The 23,118-nt window shown below is 39.1% G+C and carries 27 protein-coding genes; 5 read left to right on the forward strand and 22 right to left on the reverse strand.

What is annotated here, in order from left to right; all coding sequences use genetic code 11:
• Nucleotides 1–383: 383 nt before the first annotated feature.
• The 18 genes from QCD85_RS19825 to yyaC all read right to left on the reverse strand — a co-directional run bounded on the left by QCD85_RS19825 (nucleotide 384) and on the right by yyaC (nucleotide 16,561).
• Complete coding sequence (locus tag QCD85_RS19825; RefSeq protein WP_273613551.1) at nucleotides 384–1,268, reverse strand: nucleotidyltransferase-like protein; 885 nt, start codon at nucleotides 1,266–1,268, stop codon at nucleotides 384–386.
• 209 nt (nucleotides 1,269–1,477) lie between these two features.
• Nucleotides 1,478–3,100, reverse strand: a complete 1,623-nt coding sequence (locus QCD85_RS19830; RefSeq protein ID WP_441005635.1) for a glycosyl hydrolase family 18 protein — start codon at nucleotides 3,098–3,100, stop codon at nucleotides 1,478–1,480.
• A 209-nt stretch (nucleotides 3,101–3,309) separates the two neighbouring features.
• Nucleotides 3,310–3,744, reverse strand: coding sequence for a peroxide-responsive transcriptional repressor PerR (gene perR / locus QCD85_RS19835; protein WP_204827141.1), 435 nt, complete (start codon nucleotides 3,742–3,744; stop codon nucleotides 3,310–3,312).
• Nucleotides 3,745–3,887: 143 nt separating this feature from the next.
• A complete protein-coding gene (locus QCD85_RS19840) occupies nucleotides 3,888–5,294 on the reverse strand; it encodes a DUF4097 family beta strand repeat-containing protein (RefSeq protein WP_301263671.1) in 1,407 nt (468 codons plus the stop codon).
• On the reverse strand, nucleotides 5,284–5,859 hold the full coding sequence (locus tag QCD85_RS19845; protein WP_273613554.1) for a hypothetical protein: 576 nt from the start codon (nucleotides 5,857–5,859) through the stop codon (nucleotides 5,284–5,286). Before QCD85_RS19845 ends, QCD85_RS19840 begins: the two co-directional genes overlap by 11 nt.
• 29 nt (nucleotides 5,860–5,888) lie before the next feature.
• Complete coding sequence (locus QCD85_RS19850; protein ID WP_273613555.1) at nucleotides 5,889–6,596, reverse strand: MgtC/SapB family protein; 708 nt, start codon at nucleotides 6,594–6,596, stop codon at nucleotides 5,889–5,891.
• The gene (locus QCD85_RS19855; RefSeq protein ID WP_301263672.1) at nucleotides 6,596–7,090 is read right to left on the reverse strand and encodes a GNAT family N-acetyltransferase; all 495 of its coding nucleotides are present in this window, start codon (nucleotides 7,088–7,090) and stop codon (nucleotides 6,596–6,598) included. Before QCD85_RS19855 ends, QCD85_RS19850 begins: the two co-directional genes overlap by 1 nt.
• A 116-nt stretch (nucleotides 7,091–7,206) precedes the next feature.
• A complete protein-coding gene (gene gatB, locus QCD85_RS19860) occupies nucleotides 7,207–8,640 on the reverse strand; it encodes an Asp-tRNA(Asn)/Glu-tRNA(Gln) amidotransferase subunit GatB (RefSeq protein WP_273613557.1) in 1,434 nt (477 codons plus the stop codon).
• Nucleotides 8,641–8,670: 30 nt separating this feature from the next.
• Nucleotides 8,671–10,125 (reverse strand): Asp-tRNA(Asn)/Glu-tRNA(Gln) amidotransferase subunit GatA, encoded by a 1,455-nt coding sequence (gene gatA, locus QCD85_RS19865; protein WP_137226276.1) that lies wholly within the window; start codon nucleotides 10,123–10,125, stop codon nucleotides 8,671–8,673.
• Nucleotides 10,126–10,173: 48 nt separating this feature from the next.
• On the reverse strand, nucleotides 10,174–10,461 hold the full coding sequence (gene gatC / locus QCD85_RS19870) for an Asp-tRNA(Asn)/Glu-tRNA(Gln) amidotransferase subunit GatC (RefSeq protein WP_273613559.1): 288 nt from the start codon (nucleotides 10,459–10,461) through the stop codon (nucleotides 10,174–10,176).
• A 129-nt stretch (nucleotides 10,462–10,590) separates the two neighbouring features.
• Entirely contained in the window at nucleotides 10,591–10,968 is a 378-nt protein-coding gene (locus tag QCD85_RS19875; protein WP_273613560.1) for an ATPase, read from the reverse strand.
• 252 nt (nucleotides 10,969–11,220) lie between these two features.
• Entirely contained in the window at nucleotides 11,221–11,856 is a 636-nt protein-coding gene (locus QCD85_RS19880; RefSeq protein ID WP_373461988.1) for an MBL fold metallo-hydrolase, read from the reverse strand.
• Between the two features lie 6 nt (nucleotides 11,857–11,862).
• Nucleotides 11,863–12,432 carry a thioredoxin family protein gene (locus QCD85_RS19885; protein ID WP_273613561.1) on the reverse strand — a complete coding sequence of 190 codons (570 nt, stop codon included), beginning with the start codon at nucleotides 12,430–12,432 and terminating at the stop codon, nucleotides 11,863–11,865.
• Between the two features lie 4 nt (nucleotides 12,433–12,436).
• Nucleotides 12,437–13,048 (reverse strand): DedA family protein, encoded by a 612-nt coding sequence (locus QCD85_RS19890; RefSeq protein WP_273613562.1) that lies wholly within the window; start codon nucleotides 13,046–13,048, stop codon nucleotides 12,437–12,439.
• Between the two features lie 235 nt (nucleotides 13,049–13,283).
• Nucleotides 13,284–14,465: a class I SAM-dependent methyltransferase gene (locus tag QCD85_RS19895; protein WP_301263673.1), complete on the reverse strand. Its 1,182-nt coding sequence runs from the start codon at nucleotides 14,463–14,465 to the stop codon at nucleotides 13,284–13,286.
• Between the two features lie 29 nt (nucleotides 14,466–14,494).
• On the reverse strand, nucleotides 14,495–15,148 hold the full coding sequence (locus tag QCD85_RS19900) for a DUF6483 family protein (RefSeq protein ID WP_301263674.1): 654 nt from the start codon (nucleotides 15,146–15,148) through the stop codon (nucleotides 14,495–14,497).
• Between the two features lie 19 nt (nucleotides 15,149–15,167).
• Nucleotides 15,168–15,965 carry an alpha/beta fold hydrolase gene (locus tag QCD85_RS19905; protein ID WP_274171894.1) on the reverse strand — a complete coding sequence of 266 codons (798 nt, stop codon included), beginning with the start codon at nucleotides 15,963–15,965 and terminating at the stop codon, nucleotides 15,168–15,170.
• Nucleotides 15,966–16,006: 41 nt separating this feature from the next.
• Nucleotides 16,007–16,561, reverse strand: coding sequence for a spore protease YyaC (yyaC, locus tag QCD85_RS19910; protein ID WP_301263675.1), 555 nt, complete (start codon nucleotides 16,559–16,561; stop codon nucleotides 16,007–16,009).
• A 176-nt stretch (nucleotides 16,562–16,737) separates the two neighbouring features.
• On the opposite strand from yyaC, the gene QCD85_RS19915 reads away from it, so the two are divergent.
• From QCD85_RS19915 to QCD85_RS19935, 5 genes are all read left to right on the forward strand, one after another.
• On the forward strand, nucleotides 16,738–16,962 hold the full coding sequence (locus QCD85_RS19915; protein WP_204827128.1) for a DUF1128 domain-containing protein: 225 nt from the start codon (nucleotides 16,738–16,740) through the stop codon (nucleotides 16,960–16,962).
• Between the two features lie 116 nt (nucleotides 16,963–17,078).
• Nucleotides 17,079–17,807 carry a phosphatase PAP2 family protein gene (locus QCD85_RS19920; protein WP_273613567.1) on the forward strand — a complete coding sequence of 243 codons (729 nt, stop codon included), beginning with the start codon at nucleotides 17,079–17,081 and terminating at the stop codon, nucleotides 17,805–17,807.
• A 120-nt stretch (nucleotides 17,808–17,927) separates the two neighbouring features.
• A complete protein-coding gene (locus QCD85_RS19925) occupies nucleotides 17,928–18,185 on the forward strand; it encodes a GlsB/YeaQ/YmgE family stress response membrane protein (protein ID WP_273613568.1) in 258 nt (85 codons plus the stop codon).
• A gap of 170 nt (nucleotides 18,186–18,355) precedes the next feature.
• On the forward strand, nucleotides 18,356–18,922 hold the full coding sequence (locus QCD85_RS19930) for a YtxH domain-containing protein (protein ID WP_273613569.1): 567 nt from the start codon (nucleotides 18,356–18,358) through the stop codon (nucleotides 18,920–18,922).
• A gap of 118 nt (nucleotides 18,923–19,040) precedes the next feature.
• Nucleotides 19,041–19,412 carry a DUF5665 domain-containing protein gene (locus tag QCD85_RS19935; RefSeq protein WP_273613570.1) on the forward strand — a complete coding sequence of 124 codons (372 nt, stop codon included), beginning with the start codon at nucleotides 19,041–19,043 and terminating at the stop codon, nucleotides 19,410–19,412.
• A 229-nt stretch (nucleotides 19,413–19,641) separates the two neighbouring features.
• On the opposite strand, the gene QCD85_RS19940 is transcribed toward QCD85_RS19935, so the two are convergent.
• The 4 genes from QCD85_RS19940 to QCD85_RS19955 form a co-directional block, all read right to left on the reverse strand.
• Complete coding sequence (locus QCD85_RS19940) at nucleotides 19,642–20,418, reverse strand: sigma-70 family RNA polymerase sigma factor (RefSeq protein ID WP_069325602.1); 777 nt, start codon at nucleotides 20,416–20,418, stop codon at nucleotides 19,642–19,644.
• A complete protein-coding gene (gene rsbW / locus QCD85_RS19945; protein WP_204827123.1) occupies nucleotides 20,415–20,867 on the reverse strand; it encodes an anti-sigma B factor RsbW in 453 nt (150 codons plus the stop codon). Before rsbW ends, QCD85_RS19940 begins: the two co-directional genes overlap by 4 nt.
• Before the next feature lie 18 nt (nucleotides 20,868–20,885).
• Nucleotides 20,886–21,224 carry an STAS domain-containing protein gene (locus QCD85_RS19950; protein ID WP_069325604.1) on the reverse strand — a complete coding sequence of 113 codons (339 nt, stop codon included), beginning with the start codon at nucleotides 21,222–21,224 and terminating at the stop codon, nucleotides 20,886–20,888.
• Nucleotides 21,225–21,437: 213 nt separating this feature from the next.
• Entirely contained in the window at nucleotides 21,438–23,108 is a 1,671-nt protein-coding gene (locus QCD85_RS19955; protein WP_301263676.1) for a response regulator, read from the reverse strand.
• Nucleotides 23,109–23,118 lie beyond the last annotated feature (10 nt).

A 23,118-nucleotide genomic window follows, 5' to 3' on the forward strand; every position in this document is an offset into this window, starting at 1 on the left:
AAACTGGCGAGAACCGAAGTTCTCTATTTTGTAAAGGTCGGCTAAGACCTTCATTCACTCACTCGTTGTTCAGTTTTCAAAGATCAAACATTTCGTTTGTTTTGCTTTTGTGCACCGACGCGTTATCGCATCAGCAACTCTTATAATATATCATGCTCATTTCATTTCGTCAACACTTTTTTTCAAGAAGTTTTTTTCTTCCTTCGTAATCTTTCATTTACTTATAGAAGAATATATAGTGTTAATCGCTGTATCCGTTGAAGCGGAACGTTTTATAATTTATCACAGATTATTGATACAAGTCAACTACTTATTTAGCAAATTATTATAGATTGGATATTGCCGTATTCCGCTTCGTTGGTGAACGTTGATTTCTTCAGTTGTTATCGGTTAAGCCAATAGCGAATTTCTCTTTCTCCACCTGCTTGTTCTGGTCTCCATGATACGACTTCATTGATCAATGACCGAAATACAAGTTTGCGAATAACCATAGGTAGCATATTGCCTACATGAGATAAGTCAGGATGCTGTAATAGTTCTTTGACACTCCATGGTTGCTTACGGCTGCGAAGCACTTGGAATAGTATAGATGAACATTCTCTCATTTTGGACATGACTGAAAATTCGCATGCTAGTAATACTAACTCTACTCGCTGCTCCATCGTCTCTGTACTGAATGCTAGTTGTTCATATAATTTGTAAACGTCTAGCTTGCATGTCCTTACTTGTTCCCATACTGCTGATTCAGGATAGATTCCTTTTTCAGATAGATCAATTCTTGCCCAGTGTTGTAATGCTTGAAAAATACTATTATAAGCATCCATGACTTGATTCTGTTTCATATGGTGCTTGGCTTCTACGTATTGTGTTAGAAATTGTGTAAATTCTAAAAATATACGACGCTCACGCAAAGGGCTGGAAAAGTGTATAAATTGTTTTCTTAAATGATCTACTTGTTCATTGGTATCCCAGAGCAATTCCCCTTTGAGGAAATGTTCGATCATAATACGGTTATCTCCAGTGATCATACATTGTTCTAGAATGTCTTGATCGACATAGATGACTTGTACATGTGTATTTGATCCATCAATACGATGTTCGATAACTTCTACCTGCTCATGATAACTGCATACTACAATAATAAGAACTTCAAAATCATGTAAAAGTGAACCATTGAATTGCTGGTTTTGGCCTTTCGATGCAACCGCCCCGATAATCTTATGGTTATTGGAATGTGCATGTAGAAAAGAAAGATTAGTTAATTCCACGTTGTCCTCCTTCATTTGGTTGAAAGTTGACTCATTGTTTTTATCGCTATAGAACTTATTTCTACAATTTGGAATCCCTTTCCTGCTTGAAATGTAAGTATTTCTATAAAAAAGGCTAGAACGCCTATAGATGGATACTCTATAGATGCTCTAGCCTTATAAAAGAAGATTACTTTATTGATGATGAAGTCTTATTGATTCACCATGATTTATTGCTCTATCTTGGATAATGTACTCCATGCGCGATCATCACCTAAGCTACGTGTCCATGAAGCGACTCCACCTAGATTAAGCTTTTGAGCAAGTTCTACTCTGGCTTGGAGTGACACTTCATCTTCGATCCAAATTCGCTTGAGCGCTCCATCTTGTTGATACTCTACATAATTCTGTCCTGTGCTAGAGTCTAACTTCGGTGATAATTTCTTTTCTTTGATTAATTCTGCAATGCCGTTCATGCCTAATGCTTTGGATGAGACTTTTGTTTGACCATCTTCAGTCTTTTCTGTCCATACACGCGCATATAAAGGAACACCCAGAATCAATTTGTTAGCTGGCACTTCGTCTTCTTCCAGAACACGATTTACTGCTTTTTCTACCCACGGTAATGAAGCTACTGAACCGGATTTGGGGCTTGCTGCCCAGTGTTCATCGTACGCCATAAGCATCATATAATCTAACGAAGGAGCTAATGCTTCACGATCTAAAAATTTCGACCATAGCTCACTATTGGACTTTGGTGTTACATCCATAGAAAGTACCAGGTCTTTTTGAAGAGCAAGTGGTCGTAGTTCACGTACAAATTGAGTTACGTTAGGACCGTCTTTGGTATGCACACTTTCAAAATCAATATTGATCCCGTCTAGTTGGTACAGATTAGCATATTCTAATAGTTGTGATATAACACGACTTCTATTCTCATACGTTGATAGTGCTTTTGTTGTCATATCAGCATCAAAATTGTTAGTGATCAATCCCCATACTTCTTTGTTGCGGTTGTGTGCCCAATTTACATAATGCATATCGGCTTTACTGCGTACATTTCCTGTATTATCAACAATCTCAAACCATGTCGGACTAACGACATTAACTCCTGGTAACTCGCCAATCTTTGTAGTATCAGGTTGACGTTCATATACTGCTTCCCATGTTAAATTCACTTTTTTACCAGCCCAGTCTCTATTGACTCGACTATCGGGCATCTGTGGCACTGATACCGTTTCTAAATCGTCTAGAACAACGTTATCGCTCTGTATATAACCAACATACCCATTATCTAACTGAACGGTATACCAACCTTCTCCAGTCTCCCAAATACGTAAACGTGCGTTATCAGGAACGTCTTTGTAAATACGAGAATGAATATCTGCTTCTGCTCGCAATGCTACTGTCTGGTCTGAACCTCCTGTGACTGTGTGAGCGTATTGAACTTTTTCGCCTGCTTTTAACAAAATCACAGCACCGGTAGTCGGATCTTCATATACATTAATGCCATACGTTTCTTTGAGTGGAGCTAGCGGTACATACAAAATGTCTCCTTCTTGTTGAGGAGCAAATCGCAATTGTACCAATTTCATATTCAGTTGTGCATCTTTACTTCCACTTTGTAATTGCACTAGATTGCGATCTGTTGTTAAAATGACTGATTGCGTTGCTTCTTCATAGCGAATCTTAGGATCTATCTGTTCTTGCAAAACAGGCAAAGGTAACTGTAAAGAATCTCCTGTACCTATTGCGGAATAAGGAAGGATCTCTCCTTTGATAAAAATAGGCTTGGTTAGGCCTTTCCAATCTGGGTCTTTATGTAAAGGGTTAGGGAAAATCTCAAATATCATCCAACCTACAACTAAAAAAGCAGCAAACCCTAGTATCCACCAACGACGTTTGTTTGATTTGCGTAGACGTGCTCGTTCTTTTCTATTCAAAGTATCCTCCTTGTGCTACGTGATTCAGGCTCATGCTGTTCTTTTCTACTTTTACCCTGCTAGTTGCACATCTAATAAAAAAAGCGCGAAAAACCATACGGTTTCTCGCGCTTTGGAAATTACTGTTGATTCAAGCCTCTGCAATGTGCGCAAGTTCCATAGAGCTCCATCCGATGCCCAGAAATCTGAAATCCTGTATGCCTGGCTGCTTGTTGTTCTACTGCTTCTAAAGAAGGATAACTAAAATCTTCGATTTTGCCACATTGCTGACAAATGACATGATAATGATCTGTGATATTCGCATCGAACCGACTGGAATTATCACCGTACGTTAATTCGTGCACCATACCTGCTTCAATAAACATTTTCAAATTATTATATACCGTAGCTACACTCATACTTGGAAACTGAGGTTCTAACGAACGATAAATTTCATCTGCTGTTGGATGTTCCATTGATTCTAATAAATAACTTAAAATCGCATGACGTTGAGGTGTAATCCGTACGCCACTGACTTTGAGTTGTTCTAATGCGTGTTGAACACTTGTCGTCATCTTATTCACCGCCTTATTGAACTTTCCGAAAAAAACTGTATGTCCGGTAAGAACTAATAAAAGAAGAAAGTGACCAGACAAGGCAGACATTCGTCAGCTTTAATTGTACGGTTAGATGAAGAGGATTGTCAACGCGACCTCTTTTAGTTGGCTGAGGTGGACTCTGTGACCGCTTCATCTGTGTTGGTTGTATTGCTTTTTGGTATATTGCTAGAAGATTTCGAATTGGTGGATGGATCAGTCTCTTCAGCATTGGATGGATCTATCGTCTGATCGTCATTATCTTTGATCATTGCATCACTGTTACGCATAATATTCAAATCACCATTACCATCTACCTGAATCGAATGATCTGCTGTACCAAATTCACCTGTGATTGTTCTTTTTTCAACTTTTAACGGTAAATCTGTATTGATCGTTCCATAACTATTAGATCCTGAAACTTTGTAATCGCCTGTAGGTGGTAAATACAGATGAATGACACCAACAGCGCTATATACCGACCAATCTCCGCCAATACTGACAGAACGAATCTCTATATTTCCATTTAACGATTCAGCTTTGACTGCAAAATTGGCTTCATCCACCATAACATTACCATTTCTTGTGTTGACATCAATATCACCAAGTCCACCGATTAATGAAACATCACCTACTTGGGTATACAATTTGGCAGCGCCGCTAATATCGCTAGCTTTATATGTGCCTTGCTTCGTATCTGCTTCGACATTACCTAAAATAGACGAAATGTCCATATTTCCATTAACCGTCTGAGCTTTGATATCCCCTACAAGGTTACGCATAATTAGACTACCATTTCCTGAACGTACAGCAATATTGCGTAATGCTTCAATATTGGTCATCGTGACTTTACCGTTGGTTGTCTGCACATTGATATCTAGCCGACTTTTTTCAGGTAATGTAATCTCCATATTGATTCGTGGTTGCCGATTGTTCGATTCTCCATACGTCTGGGTCTGTGGACGAATTGAAATCTCATCGCCTTCTGAAACTTCGATACTTGTAGCATCTGCAATTTTCTGTGCTTCCTCTGCTTTGATCTCATCGATCCAGACAACAGGGCGAACTTCGATTTTTTCGACATCCCCGCGATGAACGATTAAATCTCCGTTGATGCCTTCTACTGTTAATTCATCAGTATCTTTATCTATCGGAATCTCAACCGGCGTTAATTCTATTCGATTGCCAGATGCTTCGCTAAATTCAGAAGAAGCGGCGGTTAAATCTAAGCTTACTTTGCTCCATAAATATAAATACTGATTCTGCTCGGTCACGAAAAAAATAGCCGCAGTCGCAATCACAGCTGTCAGTATTCCTTTGATATCTAAACGGAATCTCATACGGTTACGCCGGGACAGCATATAAAAGATAATATATTCCAAACCCCAGCATACGAAAATAAGCGGCCACCATTGTAGAAGGATCATTAATTGGCTACCACCGCTCCATTGATCTATCCAGATTAATATACCCAATGCTATCCATAACAGGGAAGCTGTAATTCGTCCTACTCTAATTCTACCGGTCATTGCTAGCACCTCCTACCGCTTGAGATGTAGCAGAAGACTTGTGTTTCTGAATCGTACGATAGATACGTACCATTTGAAAAGCAAGCAGTCCTACTCCAATAACTATACAAACGACGGCGATAATATAACCGCCCCAAAAGCTTACGATATTGCGTAGCCAATACGGTCGTACTAAAAACATACAGATTAATAATCCTTCAGCCATCAATACTAAACCGAATGAAATGCCACGTACACCTGCAAATGACTTGCGGCGCTTGTACTTGGGAATCAATGCTTTTATATGATCGTTAATCCAATCTGTTGATTGCAAAACATCATATACATTATAAAAATAAATGACAGGAATCATTAATGCTAACAATATTAAAAGAGGTACGTTGATCTGAATGCCTTTCGATGTGAAATAAAAAAGGGCAGCAATATCAAGCAGTAAAACAGCAATAAACTGTATTCCCCTTTGCGCCAATCCTAGATACATATGACCAAATCCAGGAAGAATAGCAGCAATAAGAACAGCGATAAATTTACGTTTGAGAGGTAGCTTGGCAGGGGATTTCTTCACTGTTGATCATGCCTCCTTCTTCTTTGCTTTTACTCAATAGCAACTGCGGTGACTCCCTCAATCTTCTGAATACTGCCTATCAATTCTAATGAATCGTATTCGTGCTTGATCACTACGCTCAAACGAAGTTCAGTAACTAACAAATCAGATGTCATACTGATCCCGCCTCGTTCTTTAACATAAGTGACTTTTCTGATCTGGATATGTTCGCTATCCATAAAGCGAGAGATTTTATCTAATGTTAATGTCCCTGCTATGCCTTCAATCGTAATCTGATGATCTTTGCTACGACGAATATAACGTTGTTCTACGATATTAAGTACCCACAAATTCAAAAGAACGATCAATGTACAGACAAAAGCTGCAAAATAAAAACCAGCTCCAATCGCTAAACCAATCGCAGCTACTACCCAAAGTGAAGCGGCTGTAGTCAGACCAGTGATCGCTTTACCTGTAAATAAAATCGTACCTGCACCCAAAAATCCGATACCTGAAATAACCGCTGTAGCTAATCGAGCTGGATCAAGTCGTACATTCGGTTCTTTGACAAATTCAGCAAATCCATAGACTGAGAGCATCATAATCAAAGTAGAACCTACACATACTAAAATATGTGTTCGAAGTCCTGCTGCATGGCTAGAACGCTCTCGTTCCCAACCGATCAATCCGCCCATCAGCATAGATGCAACTAAACGAAGTAAAATATGAACATTGGTAATATACCAGGGATCAGACATTAGTCAACTGAGTCCTCCCTTACTTGAGAAAGAGAAGGATTTAACCGATGAAATGTTGTTAATTTCACTCCTGGTGCTACTTCAAATGTCTCTACCGGGCGAAATCCATATTTTTCATATAAAGCGACAGCAGGTTGATTTAACTTCCCTGTCGATACAATATATAAAGGAACATTAGGATATTGTGCAAACACATGCTCAATCAATTGACTTGCAATCCCTTGCCGAAAAGCAGTCGGATGCACCATCATTCGAGCGATTGTTAATGTATCATGTTCTTCTTGCTCTATAGAAATAACACCTTGAATTTCTTCGTACTCATTCACATACGCATAAAATGTTTCACCAGAACGACGAATACTTTCCACCGTATCCATTAATGGTGGAAGTTCTTTGAACCCGATCAATTCAGCTTCTAATCGATAAGCAATATGTTGTAACGCCCATATTTGTTGAACGGTATTGTCATCTTCTAATACACACTTTTGAATCACAAGATCACTCCTTGATCGCCAGATATAATGTATTCAAAAGCAAAAAAAGAACAATAAAAGAGACATGCCATATGGCATGCCCCTATATTCCTTTATCATTCCGGGATGATGCCAGATTAGCGAGGCAATAATTCAGCCAATAGTTTGTTAACCATACCTGGATTCGCTTTGCCTTTACTTTGCTTCATGACTTGTCCAACTAAAAAGCCAATCGCTTTGTCTTTGCCTGCTTGGTAATCTTCAACAGACTGCGGATTCGCAGCGATAACTGCTTCAACAATACCTTTGATTGCACCTTCATCACTAATCTGAGTTAATCCTTGCTCTTCTACAATTTGTTGCGGTAATTTGCCAGACTGTAGCATTTCTTTAAATACGGTTTTGGCAATTTTATTACTGATGGTTCCTTTTTCGATCAGTCCAATCAATTCACCTAGTGCTTGTCCTGTTAAAGGAACAGAGGCTAATTCAAGACTATTTGCGTTCAAATAACCTAGCAATTCCCCTTGCATCCAATTTGCTACCGATTTGGCATCACTGGTATACGTTAGGCTATCTTCAAATAGATCAGCTAAAGGTTTGGAAGAGGTGATAACACCTGCATCATATTCAGGCAATCCGTATTCTGAAGTATAACGAGCTTTACGTGCATCAGGTAATTCAGGAATAGAAGCTTGAATACGATCTTTCCATGCTTGATCGATATGCAATGTCACTAGATCTGGATCAGGGAAGTAACGATAATCATGCGATTCTTCTTTGCCACGCATCGATAATGTTTTGCCTTGAGCTTCATCCCAGCGACGTGTTTCTTGAATCACTTTGTCGCCATCATCCAAAATCTCAGCTTGACGATATTCTTCATACTCTAATCCTTTTTGTACACCACGGAAAGAGTTCATATTTTTAAGTTCAGCACGAGTACCAAATTCTTTTTGACCTGCTGGACGTAGACTGATATTCGCATCACAACGAAGTGATCCTTCTTCCATTTTCACATCAGATACATCGCAATACTGCATAATCGCACGAATCTTTTCCAAATAAGCACGCGCTTCTTCTGGTGAAGAAATATCAGGTTCCGATACAATTTCAATAAGAGGTGTACCGACACGGTTAAAATCAACCAAAGAGTCATATCCACCGGATGTATGTGTTAATTTACCTGCATCTTCTTCTAAATGCAGACGTGTAATCCCGATACGCTTGGTTGTACCATTCACTTCAATATCAACCCAACCATGTTCGCCGATCGGTTGGTCAAATTGAGAAATCTGATACGCTTTGGGAGAATCAGGATAGAAATAGTTTTTGCGATCAAACTTACTAACATCGCCTATTTTACAGTTAATCGCCATTGCTGCTTTCATTGCATAGTCAACAGCTTGACGATTTAGTACAGGCAATACACCTGGATGACCGAGACAAACAGGGCAAGTATGTGTATTGGCAGGTGCACCGAATGCTGTAGAACAGCCACAAAAGATTTTGGACTTGGTATGTAGTTCAACGTGAACTTCCAGTCCGATTACTGTTTCGTATTTGGACATACTGATAGGTTCCTCCTTCTTCATACGGTTTTAGAGCTGCGGCCGTTGTTGATGATTGGTATTTTGTTCAAAAGCGTGTGCCACGCGCAAAACCGTCTGTTCGTCGAAGGCTTTGCCGATAATTTGCATCCCTACAGGTAATCCAGAAGCAAATCCACAAGGAACACTGATTGCTGGAACACCTGCAAGACTTACAGGAATCGTCAAAATATCATTAAGATACATTGTCAATGGATCATCTAATTGCGAACCTAACTTAAAGGCTGTTGTCGGCGCAGTAGGTCCAATAATAACATCATATTTTTCAAATACATTATCAAAATCACGTTTGATCAATGTACGTACTTTTTGTGCTTTCAAATAATAAGCATCATAATAACCAGAACTTAACGCATATGTTCCAAGCATAATACGACGTTTCACTTCATCTCCGAATCCTTCACTACGCGATTGATGATACAACTCTAATAGATTGCCAGGATTCTCTGCACGTACACCATAACGTACGCCATCAAAGCGTGCTAGGTTGGAAGAAGCTTCAGAAGAAGCAAGCAGATAATATGTGGCTACTGCATATTCAGTATGTGGTAAAGATACTTCTTCCCACTCTGCACCCAATCCTTCTAACACAGCCAAAGCATCCATAATCGATTGCTTCACTTCTGCATCGACACCTTCACCGATGTATTCAGAAGGAACTGCAATTTTGAGACCTTTGATTTCACCGGACAATGCACTTACATAATCAGGAATATCCACTTTTGCAGATGTTGAATCTTTAGCATCATATCCTGCGATTGCTTGTAAAACGTAAGCCGAATCTTCTACATTTTTGGTCAAAGGGCCTATCTGGTCTAACGAAGATGCAAAGGCAACTAGACCAAAACGAGACACAAGACCGTAAGTCGGCTTCAATCCTACAACTCCACAATAAGAAGCAGGCTGACGAATTGATCCACCTGTATCTGATCCTAGCGTAAAGTAAGCTTCTCCTGCTGCTACAGCTGCTGCTGAACCACCACTTGAACCTCCAGGAACATAATCCAAGTTCCACGGATTGCGCACAGGTGCAAAGCTAGAGTTCTCATTAGAACCGCCCATAGCAAATTCATCCATATTTAGCTTGCCGATCGTAACAGCGTCTGCTTGACGAAGCTTGTCCGCTACGGTTGCGTTATAAATAGGATCATAATTTTTGAGAAATTGACTACCACATGTTGTGCGTAGCCCTTCTGTCACAATATTATCTTTAACCCCTACTGGAAGTCCAAACAGTAATCCGCGCGCTTCTCCGCTCACTAGCTTTTCATCTAGTGCTTTGGCAGACTCTGTTGCGCCTTCTTCGTTAAGTGTAAGGTATGCTTGTATTTTGTCGTCTTGTTCACCGATTGTCTTGAATGCTTGAGCTACAAGGTCGGTGACTGCCAAGTCTTTGGCATGAAGCCGATTATGTATTTCATTCAGACTCAAATCAAATAAAGTCAATGCAGGTTCCTCCTTCAATTCTGTTGATCACAGTGGTTGATCTATAGTCTATTCCAGTACAGCAGGTACTTTGAATTGTCCGTCTTCATCGTCTGGTGCATTACGCAACACTTTTTCAATCGGAAGACTTTCGTGAACTTCATCTTCACGCATTACATTACTTAAATGCAATACATGAGTAGTCGGCTCTACCTCTTCTGTATCTAATTCTTTTAATTTTTCTGCATATTTCAAAATAGCACTCAACTGCGCAGTAAACATTTCTTTCTCCTGCTCGCTCAAATCCAAACGTGCTAGCTTGGCTACATGCTCTACATCATTGATATTAATACTCAATTGTGGTTCCTCCCTCGCTGAAAATAACTTTTTTAATTATAGGGTAGATAAGGTGACAATTCAATTGAAGTTCTATAATAAATCGTTAGTTATTTGTAGATAATAAAAAAGAGCCGGCAAGCCGACTCTTTAAATCCATGCACGCAAATTAATTTGTTTTACAAAATCTGCTTGCGCTACAGTATCCGTCAAAGGTTCTTCCACAAACGGAAGTTCTTCGCCATTCATAATATGATAAAATAATTTCTCATTATGTGTCGCTAGAGCATAATCGATTAGCGCCTCGCGTCCGACTCGTTCAGCTTCCTGCCGGAGCAACCGTTCTTCTGGCTCAATATCACCGGAAGGAACAAAAAAATTACGATTGACCTTAGGAATACGAATGACATAATCGAAGGCATTATCAGGGTTACGGTCATATGCAATAACATATCCGTAATCTCCTACAGGCAGACTTTGCTCAAAGGTATCAGCGACAACTACGATTTTTTCTCCTAAATGCAGCATCGTGTAACTCCCCCTAGCTTTATCTACTTTATTTCTGTATCATACTAAAAAAAAATAACGATGTCCAATTTTATTACGAAAAATCAGGCTAATTACACTTGCATAACGTTTATTTCTATATCCAAAGTCGATTCATGTCATTTACTGGTCAATTATTAATCTTATTCAATAAAAAACACGCAAACCAGAGAAATGATCTCGATTTGCGTGTTGGAACTCTTTTCGAAGATTGTAATAGATTATGCCTTCAAATTAAGCAGGAACGTAAGGATTACTGGATTTCTCTGCACCGATTGACGTTTTGGGTCCATGACCTGGATATACCGTCACATCATCTGCCAAACGATATAGCTTGGTACGAATAGAATCAATCAATTGGCGTTCACTACCACCTGTAAGATCAGTACGACCTACACCCATACGGAATAAGACATCACCTGCAAATAGTTCTTTACCACAAAGGAAGCTTACACTCCCTGGTGAATGACCTGGCGTATGGTATACGGTGAAGGTATGACCGATTAACTTCAATTGTTGTCCTTCATCTAAAGCATATTCAGCAGGTTCGGCTGTAATCGGCGGTGTCACTTGAGACCAATTAGCAGAACCGTTTAATTTGGCATTGGTTAACCACTCTGCTTCTAGATCATGCAGGTATACAGGGCAGTTGCATAATGTACGCACTTCTTCTAGTCCACCCATATGATCAAAGTGAGCATGAGTTAGCAAAATCGCTTCTACGTTGAGGTTCAGTGATTGGATGCGGCGAACTAACGCGCCTGGATTCATACCTGGATCAATCACTATCGCATCGGAACTATTTTCAGCAATGAGTAAATACGCATTGGTCTGTAAAGGGCCTAACGAAAAACTTTCTATTTTGAACAAAATGTATTACACCCCCGATAAAATTTCACGCAATTCACGAATAATCATAGCGTGAGAAGCAGAACCTTCACCATACCGTTCAGCCATACCTTTACGGACAACAGCCATTTTTTCTTGATAGTCTGGTGCTTCACGATCTGGATTTTCCTGTTTGAAAGCGATCATTAATTCTTGTACGTGTTCTGGACGAGGTCCCCACTGAGCAAGCACATGTCCACCTGTATCTGTAATAATCACGACAGGTACAGAGCGACCACCCATTGTTAAATAGTCATCCATCGTATCAAAATGATCTTCCAAAATTAAAATTTTGGTTGGAATCTCTGCTTCTTCAAATGCACGGAATACGACAGGAACGTTACGAACGACATCTCCGCACCAATCTGCTGCTAGAATTAATGAGCGCAAATCATCACGATGAGCAAGCAATTTGAAAAACTCATGATCATCTAAATCCGTCCAGTTAAACAATTCGTATCCATGATGAAATTCGTCTTTATTTTGAGTCATCCCCTCCATAAATTCCTGAGGAGAAATTCCTTTTTCCCATTTATCTGCTAAGTTTGGTTTGTTCATAAGATTAGCCACCCTTCTTTTTGTTCTTCATCTTCCATTTAACCAAAAAGTAAGCTGCCAATAGCACAATAGCTGCAACAATCAATGGTACTGTATATTTGCTAGCGATATCATCAATATGTTCCCATTGACTTCCAAGTACCATTCCTAGATAAACAAATAGCGCAGACCATGGAATAACTGCAAGGGTAGTCAATAAAATAAAGCGCATATGTGACATTCTAGAAATGCCTGCCGGAATCGAGATCGCATGACGAACAACAGGAATAAAGCGTGCTGTAAAAATAACACCTGAACCATATTTATCAAACCATGCTTCGGCATGATCGATATGGCTTTTTTTGATCAAAATGTATTTGCCGTACTTTTCCAAAACAGGTCTACCGCCATACCGTCCTATCCAGTAAATAAATAGCTGAGCAACAACGCCCCCTACTGTTCCGAAAAAGACAGCTCCAAAATAATTGATCGCTCCTGTGGAGACGAGATATCCTCCATAAGCCAGTACAATCTCACTTGGAATGACTTCAATCATCAATCCAAGCATAATTCCAAAATACCCAAGTTGTTGAACCCAATGCAATAATTGGGCAATAATATCAGATATAATTTCCACCAATCCTCCTTAACCCATTGTTTGATGTGTATTGTTCTGTATCTTTGTATCCCATATTTATGTATTCCCATGTCAGTACAAGTAAGCCAGCTATCACGATGTTCTGTTATTTTAGCACAGCCCATAGAAGGCATTCCACTATGTACCAGAGTGACTGAATCCCCTCTGCCCATGAAAAAAGCTGAACTCGCTGTTAAACAACGAATCCAGCTTGGATTATACCATAAAATATAGATTATACTAATGATTTTTGATAATGCTGTAGCAGATCTTTGCATGCATTTTCAAGATATGGCTTGGCTTGAATCATATCCCGAAATGCTGTATATTCCTGCCACATTTCCGCCGATTGCTCTGTATCTGCTTTGACAGCACGAATTAAAATATTTTTGGGCGTATGCTCCATATCTATAAATTCAAGCAATTGCGTTTTGTATCCTAACAGATCAAGCAATTTGGCACGTATCGCATCGGTAGCTAGTGCAGAAAAACGCTCTTTTAAAATACCATGCGATAATAGTGGACTCATAGTATCGTTCTGAATCTGGCTGAATAATTCATGCTGACAGCAAGGAACCGATAAAATAACAGATGCGTTCCAGCGTACTGCTTTTTCTAACGCGGCATCTGTTGCTGTATCGCAAGCATGCAATGTCACTACCATATCGACTTGTTCTAGCTCATTGTAATCTGCAATATCACCGACTAAAAACTTCAATTGATCATAATGAAGTTTTTCTGCTAATTGGCTACAATGTTGGATCACATCTGCTTTGAGATCAAGACCGACAATATTTAGCGGACGATGTTGTTGGATATTCAGATAATGATAGAGCGCAAATGTAAGATATGATTTACCACATCCAAAATCAACAATCGTTAACTCTTTGTTAACCGGTAAAGAAGGAAGTACATCTTGTACCATTTCCAAAAAGCGATTGATCTGGCGGAACTTATCATATTTACGAGCCAATACTTTGCCGTCTGCATTCATAATACCTAGTTCAATCAGAAAAGGAACAGGTTCGCCATCTTCAAGAATATATTGCTTTTTGCGATTATGATTAAGATCGGTCGATGTTTTGGTTGGTGTTTTGGTCAAAATAGATACTTTATACTTTTTGCTAATCAGCACTTGATAATCCGCTTCTTTGGTACAGATAAGCCCCTGACGCATCGTTTCTTGTAATAATGCAAATAATGTCGTTATGGCTTCTGCTGGTAACAGATTATCATGAGTCACTTTGTTGCTGTAATGATATGCGAATTGGTAATGAAGTTGCTTTTTCAATTCGACAGGTTTGATGATGACTTTGGTAAAAGCATCATTATCTTTTTTACGAAGTTGGCTTAGAGTTGCTGTAATTAGCTCGCCAGCTTCGATACATTGAGTAATTAATCGTTGCAGTGAATCCATGGTGTACAGCTCGCTTTCTGTCTTTCAACTTAATTTGACTGGGCTTCAAGCTCGGCATGTGCTGTAGTCAGCTCTGCACGAGATACGCCACCTTCTTCTAACTGTTCATCGCTTAATAATAGTAGACGTTGATACAGCGCCTGACCTTCTGTATGACCTTGTGCAGGATAAAGCTCGGTAAGACGCTTCAAAGCATCTACTGCATTATCGTAGTAGCCTTCTTGCTCTTCATACTGGACAAATAGATGCTCAACCGCAGCCGGCAGTGCATAGTCTGCTAATTCATCGGTTAATTGATCGATCTGCTCTGGATAATCAAACATTGTCCGATCGGCATCATTAACTGCACAATATAAAAATAAATGTAAAGACTTAATTCGGCGTACGGCTGCTTCTTGTTCTTGCTCGCTTAATTCGTAAATATCTGCTTCTTCACGCATCAATCTTGCTAATGCTTGCAGACGATCGACTTCAACCACTGAACCGATACGGAATAGTTCTATTACTTCTTCTGCTGGCAATCGGTTAATCAATCCATTATTCAACTGGAACTTCTGGCGAACCATATCATCCAATTCCCAGAGCGCTTCTGTTAATTTCTTTTGTTGCTTTAATCCGAATACTTTCGAAATTACCGATGCCATATCTTCAATCATACCCATAAGGTAATCATTTCTGAACATTCCTATCCCGCCTTTAATATTAATCTTTTCGTTGATTTTCCATAAAATCATGAATAATATTGACCAATTGTTCAGGTGCTTCCATCATACTCATATGTGCAATATCTGGAATAACTGCTGTTGTAATATTCGTAGAATCTGCAATAAACATTCGATCAGGTGGAGCAATCGGATCATCTGCCCCGGCTACTAATAATACAGGAACATTTGCGTTTTGGATAATATGCAATCGTTCAGGACGTTCTCGCATCGCCGCCGCTGCTCCACATGCACCTTCTGGAGAAGTAATATAACCGATCTCTTTTACCTTTAATACAGATTCAGGTAATTTGTAGACTAAATGCGAAGCAAATAACCCTTCAGCAAATCCATCGACAAAGTCGATAATACCTGTTGTACGAATCTGTGTAATAGTATTCAAGCGCTTCTGCTTCGCTTCTTCTGTATCTTCGTATGCTGTGGAATGTACAAGTCCCCACGCTTTAATATATGAAGGATATAGATCGACCAACGCTAATGTAGTATATCCACCCATCGAGTGCCCCAGTACGGTCACTTGTTGTAGACCAAGTTCATCTAATACGTTCACCACATCAGCCGCCATGTCTTCTATTGTATAAGGATCTGTTGATACAGGGCTATGACCATGTCCACGCAGATCCGGCACAATACAACGATAATGTCTTGATAAAAGAGGAATTACTTCATCCCAATACGCTGAACTTCCTAGAAAACCATGTAATAATACAATCGGCTCTCCTTGACCAGTATCTGAAAAATGTAATTTGATCGGTTGCTGTTCTGTTGGTTGACTCATATCCTCATCTCCTATCAATAATGAAATAACGTTGATTCCTTTTATTTTAATATACCTAGCCCTTGAACAACAGCTTGGACAATATCTTGTGACATATTCATCACTGTATGCAGTGAAGTGGTCTGAAGTGTCCAATATGGTTTGGGGCCATTTTCATTGACAATCGCTGCGATACTATAATTGCCTACTCCAGGAAAACGTCCTCCTACCGATAATGCAGGAAATAGTGGAGTTGCTCCTATACTATACAACCCCACAGTATGATGTCTACCCAGACACGCATCAATAGCTATCACTTGGAGATGCTCTTCAATTTGGGGAATACGTTCATGAAGATTATGAGCATCACAAGGAAAGTCCATCGTACCTATAACATGAGGCAGTCCATAAGCGACTAGCCCGCTACCGGTTAAAGGCCCTAACGCATCTCCTGTAGAACGATCTGTACCAATACACACAAAAGCTAATGTATCTATAGCATGAGTAGCTCCTATATCGCGAAAAAAATCAGTCAGTCCATCTTGATTTACATTGCGACGATCTTGATTATCATAAGGAAGCAGACTGGAACGACGATTGATCATAATAAAAACCATGTCCCTCCTTTTATCAACATATATACGTACTTGAGGTACGATTCGATAGCGTATCTTATCGATACTCATTTTACCTTATGCAACAAGTTACCGCAAAATAATTGGTTCCCCATCATTATCCATGATACAATACAAAAAATAAGCTAATGCTTAATGAAGAAAGGAAGAACCCATTCATGGATTTGTCTCAACCTACCCAAGAAAATATCGCTTTTATGATTGAAGGCATCAAAACCAAACTTCGGATGGCCAGCGGAGCAGCAATGCAAGCTTCTGCTTTTTCAACCGAACAATACGAAGATATTCAAGAAGTATACGATATCGTGATCAATAAGCCGAACTTGAGTATTAGTGAAGTAGAAGCTTTAGTGTCTGAATTAGGACGTTTACGTAAAAAATAAATAAAATGAATGAGTCTTTCCTGAATAATAAGGAGAGGCTTTTTTTATATTCGATTCATTTGTTAAACTAGGGTTAAATTAAACATAACTCTATGTAAAGAAAGAAGGCGATACAGATGTCATCCGAGCAGTTCTCTAATTCCAAACATGAACAACCCCAACGATTTTCTTCTATTCCGATCTGGCTCCTTATTGTTATGGTATTGGTAGGTGGAGGTGTAGCTTCCTTCCTATTATTAAGAGGAATCGTATGGATTGTTGAATCGATAGCATTATATGATATACACACATGGGAAAAAGGGCTTCAAGCGTATGTACGTACATTCCATGAAGAACCTGTACGAACGATTATGTTATTTTTCACTTATATGGGTTCATTTTATTCTACAGTGTTTGTAGCATTATCATTTTCGATCTTATTTATGTTCCATAATATGTATCGTGAAGGATTGGCTCTGCTCGTTACAACAGCAGGCGCATGGCAAATCAATGTATTGCTCAAATCTTTCTTTATGCGTCCACGTCCTGATCTTGAATTTTGGACGCATGCTTCAGGTTATAGCTTCCCCAGTGGTCATTCTACAATTGCAGCCGCGATGTATGGTATGCTTTTTGTCATCTGGTCGATGCATCGTAGAAGACGTCACTTGTCGATTGCCCTTCCAGTCATTTGTGGTATTTTCCTCATTGTAGGTATAGGTCTATCTAGAGTATATTTGGGTGTACATTACCCTACAGATATTATTGGTGGCTATATTGCTGGTTCACTTTGGCTGTCTGCTTGTGCTTATTCTTTACACTTATGGAGACATTCCGATGAACAAAGGGCTTCGATTCGCTATTGAATAGAAGAAATGTAATGTTTCACCTTTTGGTACTGGGTTTATATACGAAGTAAGACAAACTGCTAACTGATTGATATTACGACAGGTGTTTTGACTTGTTCAGCAAAGGAGGCGATTACGATGTGGGGCATTATTATCAGTATTGTTATGGCGGTTATTATCGGCGTTATTGGTAATGCACTTGCAGGTAATGAAATGCCAGGTGGCATTATCGGGGCTGCTATTGCTGGATTTGTAGGCGCTTGGTTAGGCGCTCTCGTATTTGGTCATTTTGGACCAACGATTGGAGATTTTGCTATTATTCCTGCAATACTAGGAACTGCTATTTTTGTGTTTTTGCTTGGTCTGGTTTCCAGATTGTTCAGAAGAACAGCCTGAACCTTTACCAGCATCACATATATAAGCCATACTTAACGTGAGCTACACATAATACCTGAACTTCGAGAACAGCTTTATTAAGGAATAACATATGGCTAATTTTTTTCTTACTTACAAAGATTGATCTGTTCAGACAAATCGATCTAAATTAAATCAAGGAGTGATTAATAATGAATGAAGTCGAAAAACAGTACCCAGTCCAAACAAGTTCTACATTTGTAAAAGGTGTATTTATCGGAGGATTGTTGGGAGCAGCAGCAGCATTGTTGTTCGCACCAAAACCAGGTCGTGAACTACGCGGCGATATTTCTGAAAAATTTGTAGAAGCTTCTGATAAAACGAAAGAAGTTGCAGGTAATGTAACTGATCGTACGAAAGAGATTGCTACTACTGTAGCAGATCAAACTTCTCAAGTAGCTGGTCTAGTAAGCGATTCTGCTGTTTCTTTAGCTCAAACGGTATCTACTAAAGCTAAAGATGTAGCTAGATCTATCACTGAAAACAAAGAAACAGTAAGTAACTCTTTGGCTGATGCTGCTCAAAGCGTAGCTAAAGACGTTAAAGAAGCTTCTGATAATGTAAGCAAAGATGTAAAAGATGCTTCTAACGACGTTGCTAAAGACGTAAAAAGCGCTTCTAACGATGTAGCTAAAGAAGCTCAAAATAAAAGCAATGAAGTGAAAAAAGAAGTGAATTCTACAACGGGTAGCAACAACACAAGTTTCCCTACACGTTAATAGGTATTCACCAATAGCCGGCTCATTGCAGTCGGCTATTTTTATGTCCGGTTCATAGAACATCTGAAATATATACTTAATTGATCTTATTATTTATACGAAAGCGAGGGAATATCCGATGGCTCATGACACCAAAGACAAGGAAGTATCACCACGGTCTCCAGAACTCGTCAAACCTCCTAGTGAAATTGGAGAGCATCCTTTTGAATTACGCCATGAAGTAAAACGACTCAATGAACGTCTGGATCAGATTGCAGAAGCGTTGGATAAAGCAGAGATTCAGGACATTATTGAGAACTATAGTAGTGTCAAACGCAGACTGGTTGTTAACTTTATTGCGGGTGCAGCACGTGGTCTAGGGCTATCTTTAGGAACGATTGTTATTCTAGCGATTCTGGGTTTTATACTAAGCCAATTGGTTTCTCTTCCTCTGATCGGAAACTATATTGCTCAAATCCTAGATTATGTGAAAGCTTCCCAAGGTAGATAAGACGATATAATTTTCTATCAAAGTCAAAAAACCTCTATGTTCAATATATCCCCTACATAGTATAGGGATTGAATATAGAGGTTTTTTGATGTATTTAGCTCTATATACTTACAAAAAATGCGCTTTTACTATTCCATTGTTCGGAACAATAAAGCGCATTTTAACAATCTTCTATTTTCCAAAGTATCCTAGCATCATTGCTGCACTTCGTGGCATGTATAAAATGCATTTAGCCTGAAGTGGAAGCATTTGACATGATCTGCTTCAACTTTTCAGTTGCCCGTTTTTGGATACGGGATACACTCATCTGAGATACACCAAGCTTTTGAGCAATCGCGCGTTGAGATTGACCTTCCTGGAAAGCCAATAACAATACTTTTTGTTCTTGCTCTTTCAATTGACTAAGCGCTTGTTGTAAATCCATACGTTTCTCGACAGAATCGTAATCATTTACATCTGCACTAATCAATTCACCTAGTGTAGCCGCACTCTCCTCTTGTGAAAGTGGAGAATCCAAAGATACATAGTGATAGCATTCACGTCCAGCTAGAACCTCAATTGTTTCTTCTTCAGATAGATCTAGAAAATGAGCAATCTCACGCACATGGGGCGAACGTTCCAATTTCATGGTCAATTCATCGATAGCTTGTTGTACTAATGCTCCCTTTTCTTTAATACGACGGGGAACCTGTATGTACCAAGATTTATCGCGCAAGAAATTTTTCATATGCCCGATCATACTCTTCATCGCATATGGTTCGAAAGGAATCCCAAGTGAGATATCGTATTGCTGCAACAAACGGATTAATGCCATCTGACCTACTTGATACAAATCTTCGTACAAGTCCGGTCGGTTACGGGCAATTTTACCCGAAGCCATTTTGACCATAGGCTCGTACTTTTTGATCAGTACTGTAGCGATGTCATTATCTTTTGTTTGTTGATACTCCCAGATCATACTGATTGCCTCGTCCATAGACTCGGGGGGAGTTAATCTTTCACTCATACAGTTTCCTCGCTTAGAGCAAGGTTTTTAGATAATACTACACGAGTACCTTGACCAGCAGAATTTTCGATACTCACATTGTCCATCAATGCTTGCATCAAATAAAAACCTAATCCACCGATTTGTACATCGTTTAGGTCTTTATCATGAAGTGTATTGTTCTGTCCCATATCCTTTACTGATTCGAAGCTCTCCCCTTCATCTTCGACAATAATGGATAATGTTTCTTCACCAACTTCAAAAGTCACTTCCACATGTCCTCCCTCTTGTCCGTACGCATACAACACAGAGTTATTACAAGCTTCAGAGACAGCTACTTTCATATCTTCAATATCTTCATAAGAAAAGCCCATTTTAGAAGCAATTCCATACAAATTTAGTCTTACAACGTCCACAAATTCTGCCGTCGCAGGCAAATTAAGAACTACTTTTTGAGTATCAGCATTCATTCGATGTTCGATCCTTTCCTATTGGGAATTCTCCTGAGGGACAAAAAACTTAGCAATACCAGTCATTTCAAATAACTTTTGAATCTGTGGAGGAACTTCTTCAACAGTAAAGCTGGCATTCATACCGTGCCGTGCTTTTAGAATCGAAAGTAGAATACCAATACCAGTACTGTCAATATATTTCAGGTCTTTCATATTGATAATTAAATCTTGTTCTGCTTCCCCAACAAGCGGTTCCATAACAAGACGGAATTCCGGAGCAACCGATAAATCCATTTCCCCACTTAAAAATACGGTGCATGCTCTTTCATCCATTTCAGTTACAACATTAAATTTCTCATTTTTATTAGTAGTCATAGACATTCTCCCCTGAACAATGGTTTCTTTACTAATAACCCAACTGCAAAACTTCTGAAACATCCAAAATATAACATAAAAAATAGAGCAATAAAACTACTTTAATTCATTGTCTCAACAAATGTATAAATAAGAAAATAATTCTATCTCTTGTAAGTATACGCTCACTACAGGACATAAACATTATTTTCTTATCAGCAGATCTTATTTTATTTAAAAGACTGTTTTTTTGGTTTCATAATTATGAGGATTGGCAGAGTAATGTTCAAGCATATTTTTAACACTCATTAATTTGACAGGCTTGCTAATATAATCATCCATACCTGCTGCAAAGCAGCGTCCTTTGATACCTTCCATAACATCAGCAGTCATTGCAATAATAATAGGATTTTCTTCTTTTTGAATACTTCGAATCATTCTTGTTGCTTCTAGGCCATCAATATTAGGCATTTGAACATCCATAAAAATATAATCGTATTGATGAACCGAAGCCATTCGAATCGCTTCTTCTCCATCATCTGCCATATCCGGATTGTATCCTAGACGATTAAGCATACTTACCATTAATTTCTGATTGATAGGGTGATCATCTACAACAAGAATATTAGGAGCCGATGAATGTCTATTCGACCATAGATGCTCTGCACGCTCTTCTAACAATCCAAGCGTGGGATCCTCCATAACATATTCGCCTGTGCAAATCGTAAATACAAATACAGCACCTGAGCCTTCATGAAGCGGTGTATTCTCTAATCGAATATCGCCATCCATCATTTGAACCAAGTTTTTGCAAATAGCTAAGCCAAGACCTGTACCACCGTACTTTCTTGTCATCGAAGAATCAAGCTGTGAAAACGGTTGGAATAATTGTTCACGTTTCTCTTCAGCAATGCCAATTCCAGTATCTTTCACTCTAAATTCAAGTTCTAACCGATCTGCTAGTTTATCTTTGATCATGACTTCTAGATAAACTCCGCCTTCATCTGTAAATTTAATAGCATTCGCTGTTAAATTGATCAATACCTGGCGCAAGCGAGCCATATCTCCATACAGATAAGCTGGTACATCTTCTGTTACAGAATACATTAACTCTAGATTTTTTTTGCCAGCATCGACAGAGAACAGACTGAATACTTCTGAAATACAAGCTTCCAGTGAGAAAGGATGTTCTTCCAATTCCATTTTACCGGATTCCATTTTAGTAAAATCAAGAATATCGTTAATGACCATAACCAATGTATCTGCACTGCTTCGAATAATCGAAGCATATTCTTTTTGTTCTTCTTGAAGTTCAGTATCCATCAATAGATCAATCATGCCGATTACACCATTCATCGGTGTACGAATCTCATGACTCATCATTGCCAAAAATTCTGTTTTTGCTTTGGCTGCGATTTCTGCTGCTTCTTTGGCTATCGTTAATTCTTGATTGATTTTTTCCAATTCCAATGTTTTTTGTTGCAATAACATCGATTGCGTTTTATGACGTTTATTGGTCAAATACATACTTACAAATCCTTCAATTTTGGACTTGAGGATCTGTGGAATAAATGGTTTGACCATATAATCAATTGCACCCGCAGAGTAACCTGCGAATAAGTGCTCAGATTCTTTGCTATTTGCAGATATAAAAATGATCGGAATTTCTTTTGTTTTTTCACGCGCTTTGATTAGTTTGGCCGTTTCAATCCCGTCCATCCCTGGCATCTGTACATCGAGTACAATTACAGCAAATTCATCTTTTAGCAAACAGCGTAATGCTTCTTCACCGGATGTTGCTTTAACCAGATTATAACGTTCACTCTCAAGAACGGCTTCCAGAGCGAGCAAGTTTTCAGGTCGATCATCTACTAATAAGATATGAATCGGTTCATGAAACCTCATGGAATCCCCC

This window comes from Paenibacillus sp. PsM32 (assembly GCF_030433815.1).
Lineage (GTDB): Bacteria > Bacillota > Bacilli > Paenibacillales > Paenibacillaceae > Saccharibacillus > Saccharibacillus kyungheensis.